Annotated in this window: 18 protein-coding genes; 14 read left to right on the top strand and 4 right to left on the bottom strand. The window is 61.1% G+C overall.

Annotated elements, in window-relative coordinates:
• The first annotated feature begins 29 nt into the window (after window positions 1–29).
• Both ACJ8IJ_RS02285 and ACJ8IJ_RS02280 read left to right on the top strand, forming a co-directional pair.
• Window positions 30–254 carry a hypothetical protein gene (locus tag ACJ8IJ_RS02285; RefSeq protein WP_004934623.1) on the top strand — a complete coding sequence of 75 codons (225 nt, stop codon included), beginning with the start codon at window positions 30–32 and terminating at the stop codon, window positions 252–254.
• Window positions 251–517, top strand: coding sequence for a hypothetical protein (locus tag ACJ8IJ_RS02280; RefSeq protein ID WP_049186247.1), 267 nt, complete (start codon window positions 251–253; stop codon window positions 515–517). The genes ACJ8IJ_RS02285 and ACJ8IJ_RS02280 overlap by 4 nt, the downstream gene beginning before the upstream one ends.
• 9 nt (window positions 518–526) lie before the next feature.
• Here the strand turns inward: ACJ8IJ_RS02280 and ACJ8IJ_RS02275 are convergent, their stop codons facing one another.
• The 3 genes from ACJ8IJ_RS02275 to ACJ8IJ_RS02265 are packed head-to-tail and all read right to left on the bottom strand — an operon-like array spanning window position 527 to window position 3,104.
• Window positions 527–679 carry a DUF2474 domain-containing protein gene (locus ACJ8IJ_RS02275; RefSeq protein ID WP_004934619.1) on the bottom strand — a complete coding sequence of 51 codons (153 nt, stop codon included), beginning with the start codon at window positions 677–679 and terminating at the stop codon, window positions 527–529.
• Between the two features lie 14 nt (window positions 680–693).
• Window positions 694–1,701, bottom strand: a complete 1,008-nt coding sequence (gene cydB, locus ACJ8IJ_RS02270; protein WP_004934617.1) for a cytochrome d ubiquinol oxidase subunit II — start codon at window positions 1,699–1,701, stop codon at window positions 694–696.
• Between the two features lie 2 nt (window positions 1,702–1,703).
• A complete protein-coding gene (locus ACJ8IJ_RS02265) occupies window positions 1,704–3,104 on the bottom strand; it encodes a cytochrome ubiquinol oxidase subunit I (RefSeq protein ID WP_004934615.1) in 1,401 nt (466 codons plus the stop codon).
• A gap of 144 nt (window positions 3,105–3,248) precedes the next feature.
• Between ACJ8IJ_RS02265 and ACJ8IJ_RS02260 the strand changes: the two genes are divergently transcribed.
• From ACJ8IJ_RS02260 to ACJ8IJ_RS02235, 6 genes are all read left to right on the top strand, one after another.
• The gene (locus ACJ8IJ_RS02260; protein ID WP_004934613.1) at window positions 3,249–4,667 is read left to right on the top strand and encodes an aminotransferase-like domain-containing protein; all 1,419 of its coding nucleotides are present in this window, start codon (window positions 3,249–3,251) and stop codon (window positions 4,665–4,667) included.
• A gap of 187 nt (window positions 4,668–4,854) precedes the next feature.
• Complete coding sequence (locus tag ACJ8IJ_RS02255) at window positions 4,855–6,510, top strand: ABC transporter substrate-binding protein (RefSeq protein ID WP_442518393.1); 1,656 nt, start codon at window positions 4,855–4,857, stop codon at window positions 6,508–6,510.
• 48 nt (window positions 6,511–6,558) lie between these two features.
• Window positions 6,559–7,515 carry an ABC transporter permease gene (locus ACJ8IJ_RS02250; protein ID WP_004934604.1) on the top strand — a complete coding sequence of 319 codons (957 nt, stop codon included), beginning with the start codon at window positions 6,559–6,561 and terminating at the stop codon, window positions 7,513–7,515.
• Window positions 7,516–7,519: 4 nt separating this feature from the next.
• Window positions 7,520–8,470, top strand: coding sequence for an oligopeptide ABC transporter permease (opp4C, locus tag ACJ8IJ_RS02245; protein WP_004934600.1), 951 nt, complete (start codon window positions 7,520–7,522; stop codon window positions 8,468–8,470).
• Window positions 8,467–9,453 (top strand): ABC transporter ATP-binding protein, encoded by a 987-nt coding sequence (locus ACJ8IJ_RS02240; protein ID WP_197753217.1) that lies wholly within the window; start codon window positions 8,467–8,469, stop codon window positions 9,451–9,453. Before opp4C ends, ACJ8IJ_RS02240 begins: the two co-directional genes overlap by 4 nt.
• On the top strand, window positions 9,443–10,411 hold the full coding sequence (locus ACJ8IJ_RS02235; protein ID WP_015378177.1) for an ABC transporter ATP-binding protein: 969 nt from the start codon (window positions 9,443–9,445) through the stop codon (window positions 10,409–10,411). The genes ACJ8IJ_RS02240 and ACJ8IJ_RS02235 overlap by 11 nt, the downstream gene beginning before the upstream one ends.
• Before the next feature lie 2 nt (window positions 10,412–10,413).
• Here the strand turns inward: ACJ8IJ_RS02235 and ACJ8IJ_RS02230 are convergent, their stop codons facing one another.
• The gene (locus ACJ8IJ_RS02230) at window positions 10,414–11,388 is read right to left on the bottom strand and encodes an alpha/beta hydrolase (RefSeq protein WP_442518223.1); all 975 of its coding nucleotides are present in this window, start codon (window positions 11,386–11,388) and stop codon (window positions 10,414–10,416) included.
• Between the two features lie 666 nt (window positions 11,389–12,054).
• On the opposite strand from ACJ8IJ_RS02230, the gene ACJ8IJ_RS02225 reads away from it, so the two are divergent.
• The 6 genes from ACJ8IJ_RS02225 (at window position 12,055) to ACJ8IJ_RS02200 (ending at window position 19,866) form a co-directional block, all read left to right on the top strand.
• Window positions 12,055–13,269 carry an aspartate aminotransferase family protein gene (locus ACJ8IJ_RS02225; RefSeq protein WP_015378175.1) on the top strand — a complete coding sequence of 405 codons (1,215 nt, stop codon included), beginning with the start codon at window positions 12,055–12,057 and terminating at the stop codon, window positions 13,267–13,269.
• 52 nt (window positions 13,270–13,321) lie between these two features.
• Window positions 13,322–14,356: an arginine N-succinyltransferase gene (gene astA, locus ACJ8IJ_RS02220; RefSeq protein WP_004934585.1), complete on the top strand. Its 1,035-nt coding sequence runs from the start codon at window positions 13,322–13,324 to the stop codon at window positions 14,354–14,356.
• Window positions 14,356–15,828, top strand: a complete 1,473-nt coding sequence (gene astD / locus ACJ8IJ_RS02215; RefSeq protein WP_275095984.1) for a succinylglutamate-semialdehyde dehydrogenase — start codon at window positions 14,356–14,358, stop codon at window positions 15,826–15,828. The genes astA and astD overlap by 1 nt, the downstream gene beginning before the upstream one ends.
• Before the next feature lie 52 nt (window positions 15,829–15,880).
• The gene (astB, locus tag ACJ8IJ_RS02210; protein ID WP_442518222.1) at window positions 15,881–17,221 is read left to right on the top strand and encodes an N-succinylarginine dihydrolase; all 1,341 of its coding nucleotides are present in this window, start codon (window positions 15,881–15,883) and stop codon (window positions 17,219–17,221) included.
• Between the two features lie 10 nt (window positions 17,222–17,231).
• On the top strand, window positions 17,232–18,215 hold the full coding sequence (astE, locus tag ACJ8IJ_RS02205) for a succinylglutamate desuccinylase (RefSeq protein WP_160125567.1): 984 nt from the start codon (window positions 17,232–17,234) through the stop codon (window positions 18,213–18,215).
• A 568-nt stretch (window positions 18,216–18,783) separates the two neighbouring features.
• The gene (locus ACJ8IJ_RS02200; RefSeq protein WP_015378171.1) at window positions 18,784–19,866 is read left to right on the top strand and encodes a porin OmpC; all 1,083 of its coding nucleotides are present in this window, start codon (window positions 18,784–18,786) and stop codon (window positions 19,864–19,866) included.
• Window positions 19,867–19,873: the final 7 nt, after the last annotated feature.

The raw sequence follows: 19,873 nt of genomic DNA, 5'->3' as shown, positions 1-19,873 counted from the left end.
GGTGAATCAACGGCCACAGGAGGTGGAGTATGCGGAGTTTACCGATTCGGTTATCCAATGAAATCGACGACAGTTTGAACGATATTGCCCGGCGTCACGGGATGGCCAAAACCGACGTCATACGCCTGGCGTTTGCTTTAATGACGATTGCCGACCGTGAGTGGATGAAACAGGATGGTTCCCGCCTCGGTATCGTGCGTGAAAGCGACGAGGGGCTGGAGGCAGTCGCCGTGGTGGTGGGGATTTTTCCATGAAGCCGCAACATGAGCGCCTGCAGCTCGATGCTGAAAGGTTGTATTTGGATCCTTCGCTGGTCTTCGACGAAATGGAGCGGCTGCGCCTGGCGCGCCAGGTATTGTGCGGGATATTTGCGGTCAGCGTGGGCGTATTCGCCGCCCACGCGTATTGGGACAAAAACGAAGCGCTCGGTCAAGTGTTCGAGCTGGTGAAGATCGGCGCCTTGCCGCTGGTCACGCTGGTGGTCTCTTTTTACTTTCCCAACAGCGCGGCCAGATAAGGCGCCGCGTTAATGCGACTTCATGCCCGCCGCGGTCATCAGCAGGCGGAACAGCGAGGCGACCACGAACAGCCCCAGCACGCTGGCGCTCCAGATGATCACCAGCCAACCGATGCGTTTCCACCAGGGTGCCGGAGCGGCGGCTGCCGTTTTATCTTGCATAGCGTCCTCCCTCCTCAGTGATAGCCGTGCTCATGGCTGATCTTGCCGCGGAACACGTAGTAGCTCCAGAAGGTGTAGACCAGGATGATCGGGATGATGAACAGCGCGCCCACCAGCATAAAGCCGAGGCTTTGCGGCGGTGCGGCGGCGTCCCACAGGCTGATGGCCGGTGGGATCAGGTGCGGCCAGATGCTGATGCCAAGCCCGCTCAGGCCGAGGAACACCAGCAACAGCGTCAGCATGAACGGCGAGTAGTGCGCGCCGCGTTTCACCCCGCGCTGAATGCCCCAGGCGCTGAGCAGCACCAGCAGCGGCACCGGCAGCAGCCAGAACAGGTTCGGCAGCGTAAACCAGCGGGCGGCGATTTCCGGATGCGCGATCGGCGTCCAGATACTGACTGCGGCCAGCACCAGCAACAGGATCGCCAGCAGCGGCGTCGCCAGGTAATACATGCGCGCCTGCAGATCGCCGGCGGTTTTCATCACCAACCAGGTGCAACCGAGCAGGGCGTAGGTTACCACCAGCCCCAGCCCGCAGAACAGCGCGAACGGCGTCAGCCAGTCCAGCGCGCCGCCGGCGTAGGTGCGGCCTTCGACCGGGAAACCGTTGATCACGGCGCCCACCACTACCCCCTGGCTGAAGGTGGCGAAGAGAGAGCCCCAGATGAACGCTTTGTCCCAGATATGGCGCTTCTGCGGCGTCGCCTTGAAGCGAAACTCGAAGGCCACGCCGCGGAAAATCAGCCCGATCAGCATCAGCGTCAGCGGGATCGCCAGCGCGTCGAGGATCACCGAGTAGGCCAGCGGGAAGGCGCCGAACAGCGCCGCACCGCCCAACACCAGCCAGGTCTCATTGCCGTCCCACACCGGGGCGACGGTGTTCATCATCAGATCGCGATCGCCGCTCTCTTTCACCCACGGAAACAGGATGCCGATGCCCAAATCGAAACCGTCCATCACCACATACATCATGGTGCTGAACACGATGATCACAAACCAAATCAGCGGAAGATCGATACCCATGTTCAGCTCCTGTCGTCCAGAGTGTCGTTGACCGCGGACAGCGGACGCGCCGGGCGGCCCTCGGTATTGTCTTCTTGGTGCTCATGCGGCTGCGGCCCTTTGCGGATCAGGCGCATCATGTAGGAGTAGCCCACGCCGAATACCGAGCAATAGACGATGATAAACGCCAGCAGGCTGATGCTCATGTGCAGATCGCCGTGCGCGGAGACCGCATCCTTGGTGCGCAGCAGGCCATATACCACCCACGGCTGGCGGCCGATCTCGGTGGTGAACCAGCCCGCCAGCAGCGCCAGCAGTCCGGATGGGCCCATCCACAGAATGAAGTACAGGAACGGGCGCGACTGATAGAGCCCGCCGCGCCAGCGCAGCCACAGGCTCCACACCCCGGCCAGGATCATCAGCATGCCCAGCCCGACCATGATGCGGAACGACCAGAACACCACGGTGGAGTTGGGGCGATCTTCCGGCGGGAAGGATTTGAGCGCCGGCACCTGCTCGGTCAGGCTGTGCGTCAGGATCAGGCTGCCGAGATAGGGCACCTCCAGCTTGAAGCGGGTCTCTTCACGCTGCATGTCCGGCCAACCGACCAGGATCAGCGGCGTGGCTTCGCCCGGTGGGTTTTCCCAGTGGCCTTCGATGGCGGCGATCTTCGCCGGCTGATGTTTCAGCGTATTCAGGCCGTGCGCATCGCCGATCAGCGCCTGCACCGGCGCGACGATCAGCGCCATCCACATCGCCATCGACAGCATCTTGCGCATCGCCGGCGTATCGCGGCCGCGCAGCAGGTGCCAGGCGGCCGACGCGCCGACGAAGAACGCCGAGGAGAGGAAGGCGGCGGTGGACATGTGCAGCAGGCGATACGGGAAGGACGGGTTGAAGATCACCTTCAGCCAGTCGACCGGCACCACCTGACCGTTGATGATTTCGTGTCCCTGCGGGGTCTGCATCCAGCTGTTGGAGGCCAGGATCCAGAAGGTGGAGATCAGCGTGCCGAGCGCCACCATGCAGGTGGCGAAGAAGTGCAGCCCTGGGCCGACGCGGTTCCAGCCGAACAGCATCACGCCGAGGAAACCGGCTTCGAGGAAGAAGGCGGTCAGCACTTCATAAGTCAGCAGCGGCCCGGTAATGCTGCCGGCGAACTCGGAGAAGAAGCTCCAGTTGGTGCCGAACTGGTAGGCCATCACCAACCCGGAAACCACGCCCATGCCGAAGTTAACGGCGAAAATCTTTGACCAGAAATGGTAAAGCTCACGATAGGCTTCATTGTGCGTTTTCAACCATAATCCCTCCAGCACCGCCAGATAGCTGGCTAAGCCGATGGTGATGGCGGGGAAGATGATATGGAAAGACACGGTGAAGGCGAACTGTATTCTGGCGAGTTCCAGTGCATCAAGACCCAGCATGGCGCCTCCTAGGGTTGAACATAAATTAACCTCTTGAGTATAGCTGTCATTTTTATGTGAAAAGCTTGGCGTGAAGTTAATCACGAAGTACAGTGACTATAATAGTGACAGTTATTTTACTTTTTCATATAACAGTTAATGGTTATGACCCGATACGAGCAGCTTGCGCAGCAGATTAGAGAACAGATCCAGAACCGGGTGTGGCGGGCGGGCGACAAGCTGCCTTCGCTGCGCGAGAGCGGCAAACGCGCCGGATTAAGCCTGATGACGGTGGTGCAGTCTTACCAACTGCTGGAGAGCCAGGGGTGGATCGTCGCCCGGCCGCAGTCGGGTTACTACGTGGCGGCGCGTCCGCAGCCGCTGCCTCAGCCTTCGCGCGGCGAGAAACTGTTGCTGAGCGAGCAGGTGGACATCAACGCCTTTATTTTTGACGTGCTGCAGGCCTGCAAGGATCCGGACATCGTGCCTTTCGGTTCGGCCTTTCCCGACGCCACGCTGTTCGCCCAGCCGAAGCTGGCGCGGGCGCTGAGCAGCGTAGCGCGCAAATTCACGCCGCACAGTTCGCTGGCTAACCTGCCGCCGGGCAACGACGCGCTGCGGCGGCACATTGCCCAACGCTATGCGCTGAGCGGCATGCAGGTCGCGCCGGACGAAATCGTTATCACCGCCGGGGCGATGGAGTCGCTCAGCCTCAGCCTGCAGGCGGTGACCCAACCGGGCGACTATGTGGCGATCGAGTCGCCGGCGTTTTACGGTGCGCTGCAGGCGCTGGAACGGCTGCGGCTGAAGGCGGTGGCGATCGCCACCCATCCGCAGGACGGCATCGATCTGGACGCGCTGCAGCAGGCGGTGGAGCAGTATCCGATCAAAGCCTGCTGGCTGATGACCCACTTCCAGAACCCGCAGGGCGCCACCCTGCCGGAGGCCAACAAACAGCGTCTGGTGGCGCTGCTGCGCGAGCGGCAGATCTCGCTGATCGAAGACGATGTCTACGGCGAGCTGTACTTCAGCGCCGAACGGCCGCTGCCGGCCAAGGCGCTCGACAGCGGCGGCCAAATCCTGCACTGCTCGTCGTTTTCCAAATGCCTGGCGCCGGGCTTTCGCGTCGGCTGGGTGGCGGCGGGGCGTTATGCGCAGCAGATCCAGCGTTTGCAGCTGATGAGCACCGTTTCCACCAGCGTGCCGACCCAGATGGCGCTGGCGGATTATCTGCTGCACGGCGGCTACGACACCCACCTGCGGCGGTTGCGCCGCCTGCTGGCCCAGCGCCAAAGCGCGATGCGTCAGGCGATTGCCCACCATTTCCCGCCGACGGTAAAGGTCAGCCAGCCCGACGGCGGTTACTTCCTGTGGCTGGAGCTGGATCCGGCGCTGTCGTCGATGGAGCTGTACCGGCGGGCCCTTTCCCGGGGTATCAGCATCGCGCCGGGGCGCATGTTCACCACCGGCGACCATTTCAACCACTGCTTCCGTCTCAACGCCTCTTTTGAATGGAATGACCGCTTTGAAGAGGCGATCAAAACCTTAGCCAAACTTATCCGGGGGCTGGCGGCGGCCGGTTGAGCCGCGTTTTTCACGCCGCTTCGCCCCAGAAAAATTCATAATGCTTTTTTCGGCAATGGAATGCCGGTTTCGTTGTTAGACAGCCCTCCAGCCGCCCATTACTCTGCGATAAATTTTGTCACATTTTTATCAACGGGTAGACGAGGGGCAGTGGGTGAGTAGAATAAAAAACAAGCTAAACAAACTGTTGCGTTATCGGTTGACGCCGCTGGCGTTGATCTGCGCGCTGGGATTGAGCGCCGGCGCGCAGGCGGAAACGCTGGCCGAAGGCATCACGCCGGCCAGCGACGTCAGCCGGGTGCCGGCCGCCGCCAAGCTGCGCAAAGACACCGTGGTGGCGGGCATCTCGGAACCGCAGGGGATTTTCAACCCGTATCTGTTCACCAACGGCTGGGACGAGAACGTCACCGACGTGATCTTCAGCCGCCTGATCGGCCTGGACAGCCAGGGCAAGCCGGAAGGACGCCTGGCGGAGTCCTGGCAGGTCAGCCCCGATAATCTGACCTACACCATCAAGCTGCGGCCGAATCTGGTCTACAGCGACGGCTCGCCGCTGAAGGCCGACGATATCGCCTTTACCCTGACGCTGTTGCACGATCCGGCCTATGACGGCGACACTGACATCACGCCGGCGCACATTCAGGGCGGCGCCGAGTATAAAAACGGCACCGCCGCCGGCATCAGCGGCCTGAAGGTGATCGACGATCGCACCATTCAGATCGTCACCACGCAACCGGGCGCCACCACGCTGCAACTGATCGGCGGCCCGGTGCTGTCGCGGGCTTACTACGGCAAAGACTATCAGCGGGGCAAGCTCGACGGCGTGCGCGCCTTGAACGGCAAACCGCTCGGCAACGGCCCCTATATTTACGACAAGTACGTGCCGGGGCAGGAGATCCGCTTCCACGCCAACCCGAACTTCTACCTCGGTACGCCGCCGATGGCGCGCTTTATCTACCGCGTCACCAACCCGGCCACCAACTTCCAGCTGTTCCAGACCGGTGAGACCGACTACGACGCCTTTACCGCCAAGCCGGACGATATCGAACAGCTCAAGCTGCTCGGCTTCGCCAATATCAACCTTTACAGCTCAAGCGATTACAGCCGCATTGACTTCAACCTCAAGCGCCCGGCGCTGCAGGACAAGCGGGTGCGCCAGGCGCTGATTTACGGCCTGGATCGGCAAAAGCTGATCGCCGTGGTGTATCAGGGTTACGGCAAAGTCGCCAACCAGCCGATTTCGCCGATCTCCTGGGCCTATGACGCGAACGGCATCAATCCTTACGCTTACGATCTCGATAAGGCCAAAAAGCTGTTGGACGAGGCCGGTTGGCAGGCGGGGGCGGACGGCATCCGGCAGAAAGACGGTAAAAAGCTGGAGCTGACGCTGCTGGTGACCAAAAAGCTGATCAACGACGCGCTGGTGCCGATCGCCAAGGATAACTACCGCCGGCTCGGCGTGGTGCTGAAACCGCAGGTATTGGATTTCAACGCGCTGCTGGCGCAGCGCAAGGCGGGCAATTACGACCTGGCGTCTCTCAGCACCAGCACGCTGAACGATCCGCACGACGGCGTACGCGACTTCATCAGCCGCGAGAGCGAGACCGGCTATCACAACCCGCAGGTGGACGCGCTGATCGCCAAAGCCAATGCCACGCTGGATATCGCGCAGCGCAAGCCGCTGTACCACCAGCTGTATCAGGTGCTGGCGGACGATCCGCCGGTGATCCTGCTCGGCAACCGCGAGATTTTGAGCGCCAGCAGCGCGCGCGTCACCGGCTTTAAACCGGATATCTACAACGGATTGGTCGGCAGCCTGCCGAACGTCAAACCGGCGCCGTAACGCCCTGACGCCGCCGCGCCATTCCGGGCGGCGGCGATGGAACCCGCGATGAGAAATTTTATCCTGCGCCGCCTGCTGCAGACGATCCCGATGCTGCTGTTGGCTTCCTTGCTGATTTTTTGCATTTTCGCCCTGGCGCCCGGCGATTTTATCGACGGCAACATCAATCTGACCGCGCAACGCGCCGCCGAGCTGCGGGCGCTGTACGGGCTGGATCAGCCGTTGTTCAGCCGCTATCTGCACTGGCTTGGCCGCCTGCTGCAGGGCGACCTCGGCTTTTCACTGCAGTACCAGATCCCGGTCAGCACGCTGCTGAACCAATACATCTGGAACTCGTTCCTGCTGGCGGCGGTGGCGATGGTGTTGTATTGGGGCATCGCGCTGGCGGTGGGAGTGATCTCGGCGATGAAACCCTATTCGCTGTTCGATCATCTGATCACCGTGGCGGTGTTCGCCGCCATGTCGTTTCCGACGTTCTTCCTGTGCCTGTTGCTGATCAAATGGTTCGCCGTCGATCTGCACTGGCTGCCGGCGGGCGGCATGCTGCGCACCGGCAGCGAGGCGAGCGGGCTGGCCTGGGCGCTGGAGGTGGCGGCGCACCTGCTGTTGCCGGTGCTGGCGCTGGTGATGCTGCAGGCCGGCAGCCTGACGCGCTATTTCCGCGCCAGCATGCTGGAGGTGATCCGCATGGACTATATTCGCACCGCGCGCGCCAAAGGGCTCAGGGAGAAAACGGTGATCCTCAAACACGCGCTGCGCAATGCGCTATTGCCGATCATCACCCTGCTGGGGTTCGAGCTGCCGGGATTGTTCTCCGGCGCGCTGATCACCGAAAAAATCTTCAACTGGCCGGGCGCCGGACACATCCATATCGATTCGCTGGCGGCGCGTGATTACCCGGTATTGATGGGGTTCACGCTGTTTCTGGCCGCCTTGACCATTCTCGGCAATCTGCTGGCGGACATTCTGTACGCCTACGCCGATCCACGCATTCGCTTGAGGTAACACGATGTTGGCTACGTTGTTTTTCGGCCGCCGTCGCCGCTGGCGCCAGGCGCAACTGCCGGCGCTGGCGCAACTGTCGCCACCGCCCGCGGCGCAGGCCTGGCGACGGCTGCGCCGCCACCGGCCGGCGATGATTTCGCTGGCGTTGCTGGTGCTGTTGGCGTTGCTGTGCCTGATTGGGCCGTCGTTGTCGCCTTGGCGCGACGATGCCGGCGATGTGCTGAATATCAATCAGGCGCCGAGCGGCGCGCACTGGTTGGGCACCGACTTTCTCGGTCGCGATATCTGCACCCGGCTGCTGCTGGCGGGGCGGATATCGCTGACCATCGGCCTGGTGTCGATGTTGCTGTCGGTGACGCTAGGCTACGTGCTGGGGGCGCTTTCCGGTTATCTGGGCGGCGTGGCGGACCGGCTGATCATGCGCTTCGCCGATCTGCTGATGACCATTCCCGGCCTGCCGCTGTTGATCATCATGGGCGCGATGCTGACCGAACTCGACGTGTCGCCGGACTACCGCATCTACATGGTGATGATCATGCTTAGCCTGTTGGGATGGCCGTCATTGGCGCGGCTGGTGCGCGGCCAGATCCTGTCGCTGCGCGAGCGGGATTTCATGCTGGCCACCGAAGTGCTGGGGCTCTCCACTCGGCGGCGCCTTTTCGGCCATCTGTTGCCCAACACCGTACCGATTCTGGTGGTGGTGGCCACCATGGCGGTGGCTAACGCCATCCTCAGCGAATCGGCGCTGAGTTACCTCGGGCTGGGCGTGGTGCCGCCGACGCCGTCGTGGGGCAACATGATGGACGCCGCCAACAGCCTGATCGACTTTCAGCGCCGGCCCTGGCTGTGGATGCCGCCCGGGCTGGCTATCTTCGTCACCGTGGTGGCGATCAATATCCTGGGCGACGGCCTGCGGGACGCGCTCGATCCGAAAATGAACGGAGTAACACGATGAGTCAACCGCTGGTGGCGTTCGACCGACTGTCGGTGTCGTTTCAGGGCGAGCAGGGGCCGGTGCGGGCGGTGCAGCAGGTCAGCCTGGAACTGCAGGCCGGGCAAACGCTGGGGATCGTCGGCGAATCGGGCTGCGGCAAAAGCGTGACCGCCATGGCGCTGATGGGGCTGTTGCCGCAGCCGCTGGCGCAGGTAGACGGCGGCGAGATTCGTTTTGAAGGACAAAACCTGCTGTCGCTGCGGGCGGCGCAGATGGCTGATTTGCGCGGCAACCGGTTGGCGATGATCTTTCAGGAGCCGATGAGCGCGCTCAATCCGGTGCTGACGCTCGGCGAACAGCTGCTGGAGCCGCTGATTCGTCATCTGGCCCTGTCGCCGAAAGCGGCCTGGCGTCAGGCGGTGCAACTGCTGGAGGAAGTGGGGTTGGCGCGCGCGGAGGCGCTGATGCGCTGCTACCCGCACCAGCTTTCCGGCGGCATGCTGCAGCGCGTGATGATCGCCATGGCGATAGGGTGCCGTCCGGCGCTGCTGATCGCCGATGAACCGACCACGGCGCTCGACGTCACGGTACAGGCGCAAATCCTGGCGTTGCTGCGCGAGCAGAGCCGGCGACACAATATGGCGATGATCTTGATCACCCACGATCTTGGGGTGATCGCACAAATGGCGGATCGGCTGGCGGTGATGTACGCCGGGCGCGTCGTCGAGCAGGGAACGACGCGGGAAGTGCTGGCCGAACCGCGGCACCCTTATACTCAGGGGCTGATCGCCTCGCGGCCGGTGCCGGGGCAGCGGCGTCGCCGTTTGTACTCCATTCCCGGCCAGGTGCCGGATCTGGCACGGCTGCCTGAACACTGTGCGTTTGCCGAGCGCTGCGCGCAGGCCACCGCGCGCTGCCGCGACGGTATCCCGCCGTTGTACGGCACACCGCAGCGCCAATCCGCCTGCTTCCTCAACGCGGGAGGGCGCCTGAATGTCGACTGAACCCCTGGTGGAAGTGAAAGGATTAAAGAAATATTTCCCGCTGCGCGACGGGCTGTTCGGGCGAACCACCGGCCAGCTGAAGGCGGTGGACGACGTCAGCTTCAGCATTCGCAAGGGCCGCGTTTTCGGGCTGGTGGGCGAGTCCGGCAGTGGCAAAACCACCGTCGGCCGCACGCTGCTCGGCCTGCACGATAAAACCGCCGGCGAGGTGATGTTCAAAGGGCAGGCGCTGGACAGCCTCAGCAAAGACGCGCTGCGCGCCCTGCGGCCGAAAATGCAGCTGGTGTTTCAGGATCCGTACAGCTCGCTGAATCCGCGTCTGCGCGTGGGTGACGCCATCGGCGAAGCGCTGTTGCAGCATGGCCTGGCAAGCAAGGCAGAACTGCGCGAACGGGTGCTCGATACCCTGGCGATCTGCGGGCTGTCGCCGCAGCATTACGGGCGGTTTCCACATGAGTTTTCCGGCGGCCAGCGGCAGCGCGTCGGCATCGCACGCGCGCTGATCCTGCAACCGGAATTTATCGTCGCCGATGAACCGATATCGGCGCTCGACGTGTCGATTCAGGCGCAGATCATCAATCTGTTTTCCGATTTGCAGGAAAGGCAGGGGGTGACGCTGCTGTTTATTTCGCACGATCTCGGCGTGGTGGAGCATCTGTGCCAGGACGTGGCGGTGATGTATCTGGGGCAGATCGTCGAGAGCGCCGACCGCGATTCGCTGTTTCGCCAACCGCTGCATCCCTACACGCAGGCCTTGTTGGCGGCGGTGCCGACGCTGGATGCGCACCGTTCGCCGGCGTGGGTGGCCGGGGGCGAAGCGCCCAATCCCGCCAACCCGCCGCGCGGCTGCCGTTTCCATCCCCGCTGTCCGCTGGCCACGGCGCAATGCCGTGAACAGGCGCCGCATCTGCGCAGCGTGGCGCCCGGCCATCAGGTGGCTTGCCACGTGGTTGGCTAGCGTCAGGACAGGTAGTGCTTCAACGCGCGCCCGGCCTGGTGGATCGCCGAATGCACCGCCGGGACGTGGGCGAGCGGATTCAACAGGCCGTAATCGTGGATCAGGCCGTTGTAGCGGGTGGCGGTGACCTCGACGCCGGCGGCGTCAAGCAGACGCGCGTAAGCTTCCCCCTCATCGCGCAACACGTCCAGCTCGGCGGTCTGCACCAGCGCCGGCGGCAAGCCCCGCAGCTGTTCCGGCGTGGCGTTGAGCGGCGAGGCGTAGATCTCTTTGCGCTGCGCCTTATCGGGCGCATAGCTGTCCCAAAACCACTTCATCATGTTGCGGGTCAGGAAATGGCCTTCGGCGAACTGATGATAGGAATCGGTATCAAAGTGGGCGTGCGTGACGGGCCAGAGCAGGATCTGGCAACGCAGCGCCGGTATGCCTTTCTCTTTGGCCATCAGGCTGACCACCGCTGCCATATTGCCGCCGACGCTGTTGCCGACCACCGCCAGCCGTGAACCGTCGACGTTGATTTTTTCGCCGTACTCGGCCACCCATTCCGTGGCGGCGTAGGCCAGATTAATCGCCTGAGGGTAATGCGCTTCCGGGGAGCGGGGGTAGTTGACGAATACCGCCGCCGCGCCGGAGCTGTAAACCAGATCGCGCACCAGCCGCTCATGAGTGGGGAAATCGCCCAGCACCCAGCCGCCGCCGTGAAAGAACATGAATACCGGCAACGCCTCCTTGACCCTGGCCGGCCGCACCAACTGCAGCAGAATATCCTGGCCCTCAACGTGGATGGTTTTCTCGCTGATTTCCACCTCGCGCAGCGGCACCTCGACGCTGCGTTGCACGTCCTCCAAAACCCTGCGCGCCTCTTTGGGCTTCATCTGCTCCATGGGTTTACCGCCACCGGCATTCAGCGCGTCGAGAAACGCGCGGATGTCGTGTTGGGCGTGCGGCTGGCTGAGATCGACGGTTTTCTTGGGCATGGTGGCTCCTTGTGCGCAGAAGAGAAGGGGCGGTCAGGATCACAGTGTAGTCGCTGGCGTACAAAGCAGGAACCGCGGTCAGCGCGGCTCCTTTTTCGCGAGTATGGCGGGTGGCGCCTCTGCGTCGCTGCCGCGTTGCACCATGCTGGCGCGCCGCTGCACCCGATGGGGGCAAAAAGTGTGATAGCGAGCAAATTGGGGGAAATTATTTTTGCGAGCCCGATCAGAAATCCTGAAGTTTTTCGTAATTGAATAGGATTTCGCACGCAATGATGATTTTAGGCCTTATTTTTTAATTTATGCATTACCAATGCATAGAAAATGAATAAATATTCATTATAAGCCGTTGTTTTAACGTAAAAAATAGCCAAATCCGGCAAAAATCCCGTTTTGGCACGATAGCTGCTCTACACTCTTTATCAAACGACATGTATTTTAACTGCTCGTTAACATTTACTCCCCGCTCAGGGACCGGATATACGCCATAAATAGTGAAAAACCGATTTTATGTAACAGATTTGTTTCTAAATCAGCGGTAAGGGACAGCATTTTCTCCGCCGCGAAAGTCGGCTTTGAACAACGGTTTTTTTGCATTGTGGCGGTCTAACCGAGCTTGAGCGGCCCTTACAGTCAAAATTCAGCCTTTGCTGAGATTATGAGGTCACTATGGAACAGCCAATCGCAGTTACCCGCCAGTCTTTCGATGACTGGATGGTCCCGGTTTATGCCCCTGCCGATTTTATTCTGGTGCGTGGCGAAGGCTCGCAGGTGTGGGATCAACAGGGTAAGTCTTATATCGATTTCGCCGGCGGCATCGCGGTTAACGCGTTGGGCCATGCGCACCCGGCGGTCAAGGCGGCGCTGGTGGAGCAAGCGGGCAAACTGTGGCATCTGGGCAATGGCTATACCAACGAACCGGTGCTGCGTCTGGCCAAAAAACTGATCGACGCCACCTTCGCCGACAAGGTGTTTTTCTGTAACTCGGGTGCAGAAGCCAACGAGGCGGCGCTGAAACTGGCGCGTAAACACGCGCACGACCAGCACGGCGCCGGTAAAGATCAGATTGTGGCGTTCAACAACGCGTTCCACGGCCGCACGCTGTTCACCGTCTCCGCCGGCGGCCAGCCGAAATATTCGCAGGATTTTGCGCCGCTGCCGGGCGGCATCACCCATACGCCGTATAACGATCTGGCCGCAGCGGCCGAGCTTATCAACGATCGCACCTGCGCGGTGATCGTCGAGCCTATTCAGGGCGAGGGCGGCGTGCTGCCGGCGGAGGCCAGTTTCCTGCAGGGGCTGCGTGAACTGTGCGATCGTCATAACGCGCTGCTGATCTTCGACGAAGTGCAGACCGGCGTCGGCCGCACCGGCCATCTGTATGCCTACATGCAGTACGGCGTGGTGCCGGACGTGCTGACCACCGCCAAAGCGCTGGGCGGCGGCTTCCCGATCGGCGCGATGCTGACCACCGATGCGCTGGCGAAAACGCTGGGCGTCGGCACCCACGGCACCACCTACGGCGGCAACCCGCTGGCGACGGCGGTGGCGGGGGAAGTGTTCTCCATCATCAACACGCCGGAAGTGCTGGAAGGCGTCAAACAACGTCACCAGTGGTTCATCGACGGGTTGAACGATATCAACCGTCAGTACCCGATCTTCGCCGAGATCCGCGGCGGCGGTTTGCTGATCGGCTGCCAATTGAAGAAAGATTATGCCGGCAAAGCGAAGCAGATCACCCAACTGGCCAACGAAGAAGGCGTTATCGCGCTGATCGCCGGTCCGGACGTGGTGCGTTTCACGCCGTCGCTGATCATCCCTGAGCAGGATGTGAAAGAGGGGCTGGCGCGATTCGCGCGCGCCGTGGCGCGCATTTGCAGCTAATCAGCGGGCTGCGCCTTCACCGGCGCAGCCTGATTCAGAAGAGGTTCGCATTATGATGATTATTCGCCCTATAGAGCGTCGCGATCTGGCGGATTTACTGACGCTTGCCGGTAAATCCGGCATCGGTCTCACTTCACTGCCGCAGAATGAAGATACCTTGTCGGCGCGCATTGAGCGGGCGTTAAAAACCTGGCAAGGCGAACTTCCGCAAAGTGACCAGTGTTATTTGTTCGTGTTGGAAGACAGCGAGCGCCGGCAGGCGGTGGGGGTCTGCGCAATTGAAGTGGCCGTCGGCCTGGCGGAACCCTGGTACAGCTTCCGCGTTGGCACGCAGGTGCACGCCTCCAAACAGCTGAACGTCTATAAATCGGTGCCGACGCTGTTCCTCAGCAACGACCATACCGGCCATTCGGAGCTGTGTACGTTGTTCCTCGATCCGGATTATCGCCACGGCGAGAACGGCAAGCTGCTGTCGAAGGTGCGTTTCCTGTTTATCGCCGCGTTCCGTGAACGCTTCTCCCGGCGTCTGATCGCCGAGATGCGCGGTTTCTCCGATGAAAACGGCCGTTCGCCGTTCTGGGAGAGCGTCGGTCACCGTTTCTTCTCCATCGAGTTCGCCAAGGCGGACTACCTGAGCGGCACCGGGCAAAAGGCGTTTATCGCCGAGCTGATGCCGAAACACCCGTTGTATGTCGATTTCCTGGCCGAAGATGCGCAGAAAGTGATTGGCGAAGTGCACCCGCAAACCCTGCCGGCGCGCCGCCTACTGGAGGCGGAAGGCCTGAGTTATCAGGGCTACGTCGATATCTTCGACGGCGGCCCGACGCTGGAAGCGGAGATCGACCATATCCGCGCGGTGAAGCAGAGCCGCCTGGTGAAAGTGGTGCTGGATGACACGCCGATGCGCGCCGATGCGCCGGTGCATCTGGTGGCCAACGACAACTATCAGAATTACCGCGCACTGTTGGTCAATGCCGATCTGTATGACGACCGCCTGCATATCAACGCCGCCACCGCCGCGGCGCTGGGCGTCGAGCAGGGCAGCCCGGTGCGGGTGCTCCCCCTTATTGCACAGGAGAAAGCATGATGTCCCATCCTGCTCTGTTGGTTAATGGCGTCTGGCGGCAGGGCCGCGGCGCCGAGTTTGGCAAGACCGACCCGGTCAGCAATCAGCCGCTGTGGCGCGCCAACGCCGCTGACGCCGATGACGTCGCCGCCGCCTGCGAAGCTGCGCGCGCCGCGTTCCCCGCCTGGGCGCGCACGCCGTTCGAGCAGCGTGAACAGCTGGTGAAACGCTTCGCCACCTTGCTGGAAGAACACAAACAGTCGCTGGCGGAAACCATCAGCCGCGAGACCGGCAAGCCGCGCTGGGAAACGCTGACCGAAATTCAGGCGATGATCGGCAAGGTGGGCATTTCGCTGCAGGCCTATCAGACGCGCACCGGATTTAGCCAGACGGCGATGGCCGACGGCGCTTCGGTGTTGCGCCATCGTCCGCACGGCGTGCTGGCGGTATTCGGGCCTTACAACTTCCCCGGCCATCTGCCGAACGGCCATATCGTGCCGGCGCTGTTGGCCGGTAACTGCGTGGTATTCAAGCCGAGCGAGCTGACGCCGCTGACCGCCGAGGAGACCCTGAAACTGTGGCTGCAGGCCGGTCTGCCGGACGGGGTGATCAATCTGGTGCAAGGCGGCCGCGAAACCGGCGAAGCCTTGGCGGCCAGTGCGGATATCGACGGTCTGCTGTTTACCGGCAGCGCCGGCACCGGCTATCACCTGCATCGCCAATTGGCGGGGCAGCCGGAGAAGATCCTGGCGCTGGAGATGGGCGGCAACAATGCGCTGATCGTCGACGGTTTCGAGGATCGCGACGCGGCGGTCAACCTGGCTATCCAGTCGGCGTTTATCTCCGCCGGTCAACGCTGTACCTGTTCGCGTCGCATTCTGGTGAAGCAAGGGGCGGAAGGCGATGCCTTTATCGCGCGTTTGGTTCAGGTGGCGGGCGAACTGCGCGTCGGCCGTTGGGATGCCGAACCGCAGCCGTTCATGGGCGGGGTGGTGTCGGCTGCCGCGGCGGAAAACATGCTGAAAGCGCAGCAGCGCTTGCTGGCGCTGGGCGGCAAATCGCTGCTGGCCATGCGTCTGCTGGAGCCGGGCAGTTCGCTGCTCAGCCCGGGCATCATCGAGCTGACCGGCGTGGCCGGCGTGCCGGACGAAGAGTACTTCGGGCCGTTGACCACCATCGTGCGTTACCGCGATTTCGACGAGGCTCTGCGGCTCGCCAACCAGACGCGCTACGGCCTGTCGGTGGGGCTGGTCTCGCCGCAGCGCGAGCTGTTCGAGCGGCTGTTGCTGGAAGCGCGCGCCGGCATCGTCAACTGGAATAAGCCGCTGACCGGGGCGTCCAGCGCGGCGCCGTTCGGTGGCGTGGGGGCCTCCGGCAACCATCGCCCAAGCGCCTTCTATGCGGCGGACTATTGTGCCTGGCCGATGGCTTCGCTGGAAAGCGAAAGCCTGTCGCTGCCGGCCACGCTCTCGCCGGGCTTGTCGTTCCGTTAATCGTCTGCGGCGGCGCAATGGCGCTGCCGCACGCTATCCCCAGGGGATGAACATGTCAGGATATGAAGTCAATTTCGACGGTTTGGTGGGGCCGACGCACCACTATGCCGGGCTGTCGTTCGGCAACGAGGCGTCGACGCAGCATCAAAACAGCGTATCGAACCCGAAGCTGGCGGCGAAGCAGGGTCTGCTGAAAATGAAGGCGCTGGCCGATCTCGGTTTCCAGCAAGGGGTCTTGCCGCCGCAGGATCGGCCGCATTTGCCGATGCTGCGTCGCCTGGGTTTCAGCGGCAGCGATGAGGCGGTGCTGGCGCAGGCGATGCGTCAGTCGCCGCGCTTGCTGTCGGCGCTCAGCTCGGCGTCGTGCATGTGGACCGCCAATGCGGCCACCGTCTCGCCTTCGGCGGACAGCGCCGACGGCAAGGTGCACTTCACCGCCGCCAACCTGAACAACAAATTCCACCGCGCCATCGAAGCGGAAACCACCACCGACGTTTTGCGGGCGATGTTCAGCGACGATCGGCATTTCGCCCACCACGAGGCGCTGCCGCAGGTGGCGTTGTTCGGCGACGAAGGGGCGGCCAACCATAACCGTTTGGGCGGCGACTACGCCAGGCGCAGCGTGCAGGTGTTCGTCTATGGGCGTCAGGAGTTCGGCGGCGAAACGGCGCCGGCGCGTTATCCGGCGCGCCAGACGCGCGAAGCCGGCGAGGCGATCGCTCGCCTGCACCAGTTGGATGAACAGCATACGGTCTTCGTGCAGCAAAACCCGGCGGTGATCGATCAGGGCGTGTTCCATAACGACGTGATTGCGGTCAGCAACCAGAACGTGCTGTTCCATCATCAGCAGGCGTTTTACCGCCAGCAACAGGCGCTGGATGAAGTGCGCCGCAAGATGGCGACGCTGGACAGCGAGCTGGTGGCGATCGAAGTGCCGACAGAGCGCGTCTCGGTAGCGGACGCGGTGGCGACCTATCTGTTCAACAGCCAAATTCTTACCAAACCGAACGGCAAGATGATGATCGTGGTGCCGGAGGAGTCGCGTCAGCACGCCGGCGTGTGGCGTTACCTCAACGACATGGTCGGCAGCGGCGGCCCTATCGATGAAATCCGCGTGTTCGACCTGCGTGAAAGCATGCGCAACGGCGGCGGCCCTGCCTGCCTGCGGTTGCGGGTGGCGCTCAACGAACAAGAGTTGAGAGCGGTCAATCCGCGCGTGATGATGAACGATCGGCTGTTCGCAACGTTGAACGAGTGGGTCGATCGTCATTACCGCGACCGCCTGACGCAGGATGACCTGGCCGATCCGCTGCTGCTGCGCGAAGGGCGCGAGGCGCTGGATGCGCTGACGTCGATCCTCGGTCTCGGCGCCATTTATCCGTTCCAACGCTAAGGGAGGCAGCATGATCGATCTACTGCCCCTGACGCTGGAAGGGACCGAACCCGTCGAATGGCAAGGTGAAACACCGCAGCTGCGGTGGCGCTGGCAGGGGGAAGGGGTGCTGGAGCTTACGCCACGACAGCCGTACCGCCAGGCGATGGTGATGTCGGCGGGCGTGCACGGCAATGAAACCGCGCCGATTGAACTGCTCAATCAGCTGGTCGGCGATCTCCTTGCCGGCCGGTTGCCGCTGACGGTGCGACTGTTGGTGGTGCTGGGCAACCCGGCGGCGATGCGGGCCGGCAAGCGTTATCTGCACAGCGACATGAACCGCATGTTCGGCGGCCGCTACCGCAACTTCGCCGCCAGTGGCGAAACCGTGCGCGCGCAGCAGTTGGAGCGTGCGCTCGCCGCCTTTTTCGATGGAGAGCAGGCGGCGCGTTTCCATTACGATTTGCACACCGCCATCCGTGAATCGCGTTTGCCACGTTTCGGCATTTTGCCCTTTCAGAAACGCCCGTACAGTGAGCCGATGTTGAAGTTGCTGGATGCCGCCGATCTGGATGCGTTGGTGGTACACAGTGCGCCGGGCGGGACTTTTAGCCATTACTCCAGCGAACATCTCAATGCGGCGAGCTGTACGCTCGAGCTGGGTAAGGCGCGGCCGTTCGGCAGCAATGATCTGCAGCAGTTTGCCGCCATCGATCGCGCTCTGCGGGCGGCGGTCAGCGAAGGGGCGCTGCCGGCGCGTGCGGGCGCCGAGATTCGGGTTTTTCGTGTGATGCACTCGTTGATCAAGCACAGCGAAGATTTCAAACTGCATCTGGACGATGACACGGCCAACTTCACCGAACTGCAACCGGGTATGTTGCTGTGCGAGCAGCCGCAGGAGGACTATCGCGTGGGCCAGGAGGGGGCGTGGATATTGTTCCCTAACCCCAGCGTGGCGTTGGGCCTGCGTGCCGGCATGTTGTTGAGCGAAGTTTCCCGCTCTACGCTGTATTGATTTATCCACGGTGGCGCCGTCAGCGCGCCGCCGTTATTCCTTTCATTATTTTAATCTGCTATTTCCCGCTATTTTTATTCCCGTAAGGCGAATTTTATTCGTTACTAATCCGCGTCTTTATGCGAATGAATAGAAGGCAGTGTCAGGTCGTTATCTGAAAGCCTTAATTGCCTGGTGAGTTTGTTAAGATAAAAATGTGAAATAAGTAACGTTTTTAATAACCATGCTAATCTTGTTGTTACTTTTGAATCGCGCAGAAAGCACGCAAAACGAAACTGAATTGCACTATAATGGTGCGTTGCACCGTTTTGGTTATAACTTATGTGATAAAAAATTCTTATATTCAATGGGTTGAGTGATTTCTTTTTTGTAATATTTAGTTACACATAAACATGCTTTCTCCTCGTTGTTTCATGAACTTTTTGATTTTAAGTTTTGATTCATGATGCTAATGTCACATCACCCCGGCATTAGGGGAGCTCATAAAATACCAAAAGATAAAATCACAGCCCAAATTATAAATTGGGCGTGACGGGCAGGGTTCTAATTATAATATCTAGGAAAATAAATGATGAAACGCAGTGTATTAGCCTTAGCTGTCGCCCTCGGGGCGATCACCTCCTTTGCCAACGCGGCTGAAATCTACAATAAGGATGGCAATAAACTCGACCTGTACGGCCGCGTTAACGCCAAGCATTATTTCAGCGACAGTAAGTCCAACGACGGTGATATGACCTATGTTCGCCTGGGCTTCAAAGGCGAAACGCAAATCAATGACCAGTTGACCGGCTACGGCCAGTGGGAATACAACGTCCAGGCCAATCACGACGAAGCGCAGGGCACCGCCGGCACCAAAACGCGTCTGGGCTTCGCGGGGCTGAAATTCGGCAACTACGGTTCTTTCGACTACGGCCGTAACTACGGCGTGGTGTATGACGCCGAGGCTTACACCGACATGCTGCCGGAATTCGGCGGCGACTCCTACAGCTATACCGATAACTTTATGACCGCCCGTTCCAACGGTTTGGCCACCTACCGCAACCGTGATTTCTTCGGTTTGGTGGAAGGCCTGAACCTGGCTGTGCAGTATCAGGGTAAAAACGACGGTGACGGCCGCAGCGTGACCAAGCAAAACGGCGACGGTTACGGCCTGTCTCTGGACTACCAGGATATCGGCGGTTCCGGCATCGGCGTAGCGGCGGCGTTCTCCGATTCCAACCGCACCAGCGCTCAGAAAGCGCTGCAGTATGGCAAGGGTGACAGCGCTACCGCCTGGACCACCGCGGTGAAATACGACGCCAACCAGGTTTACCTGGCTGCGATGTATGCCGAAACCCGTAACATGACGCCGATCAGCGTCAACGGCACTTCCGGCTTCGCCAATAAAACACAAAACTTCGAAGTGGTGGCTCAGTATCAATTCGAGAACGGCCTGCGTCCTTCCGTGGCCTACGTGCAGTCCAAAGGCAAGGATATCGAAGGGATCGGTGATGCCGACCTGGTGAAATACGTGGAAGTGGGGGCGACTTACTACTTCAACAAAAATATGTACACCTACGTCGATTATCAAATCAACCAGCTGAGCGACGATAACAAACTGAAACTGGCCAACGATGATATCGTTGCCGTCAGCCTGACGTATCGTTTCTAATCTGCAA

Origin of the sequence: Serratia sp. CY40230, assembly GCF_052168835.1 — a bacterium.
GTDB lineage: Bacteria > Pseudomonadota > Gammaproteobacteria > Enterobacterales > Enterobacteriaceae > Serratia > Serratia nematodiphila.
This window is presented reverse-complemented; position numbering and strand designations above follow the sequence as displayed.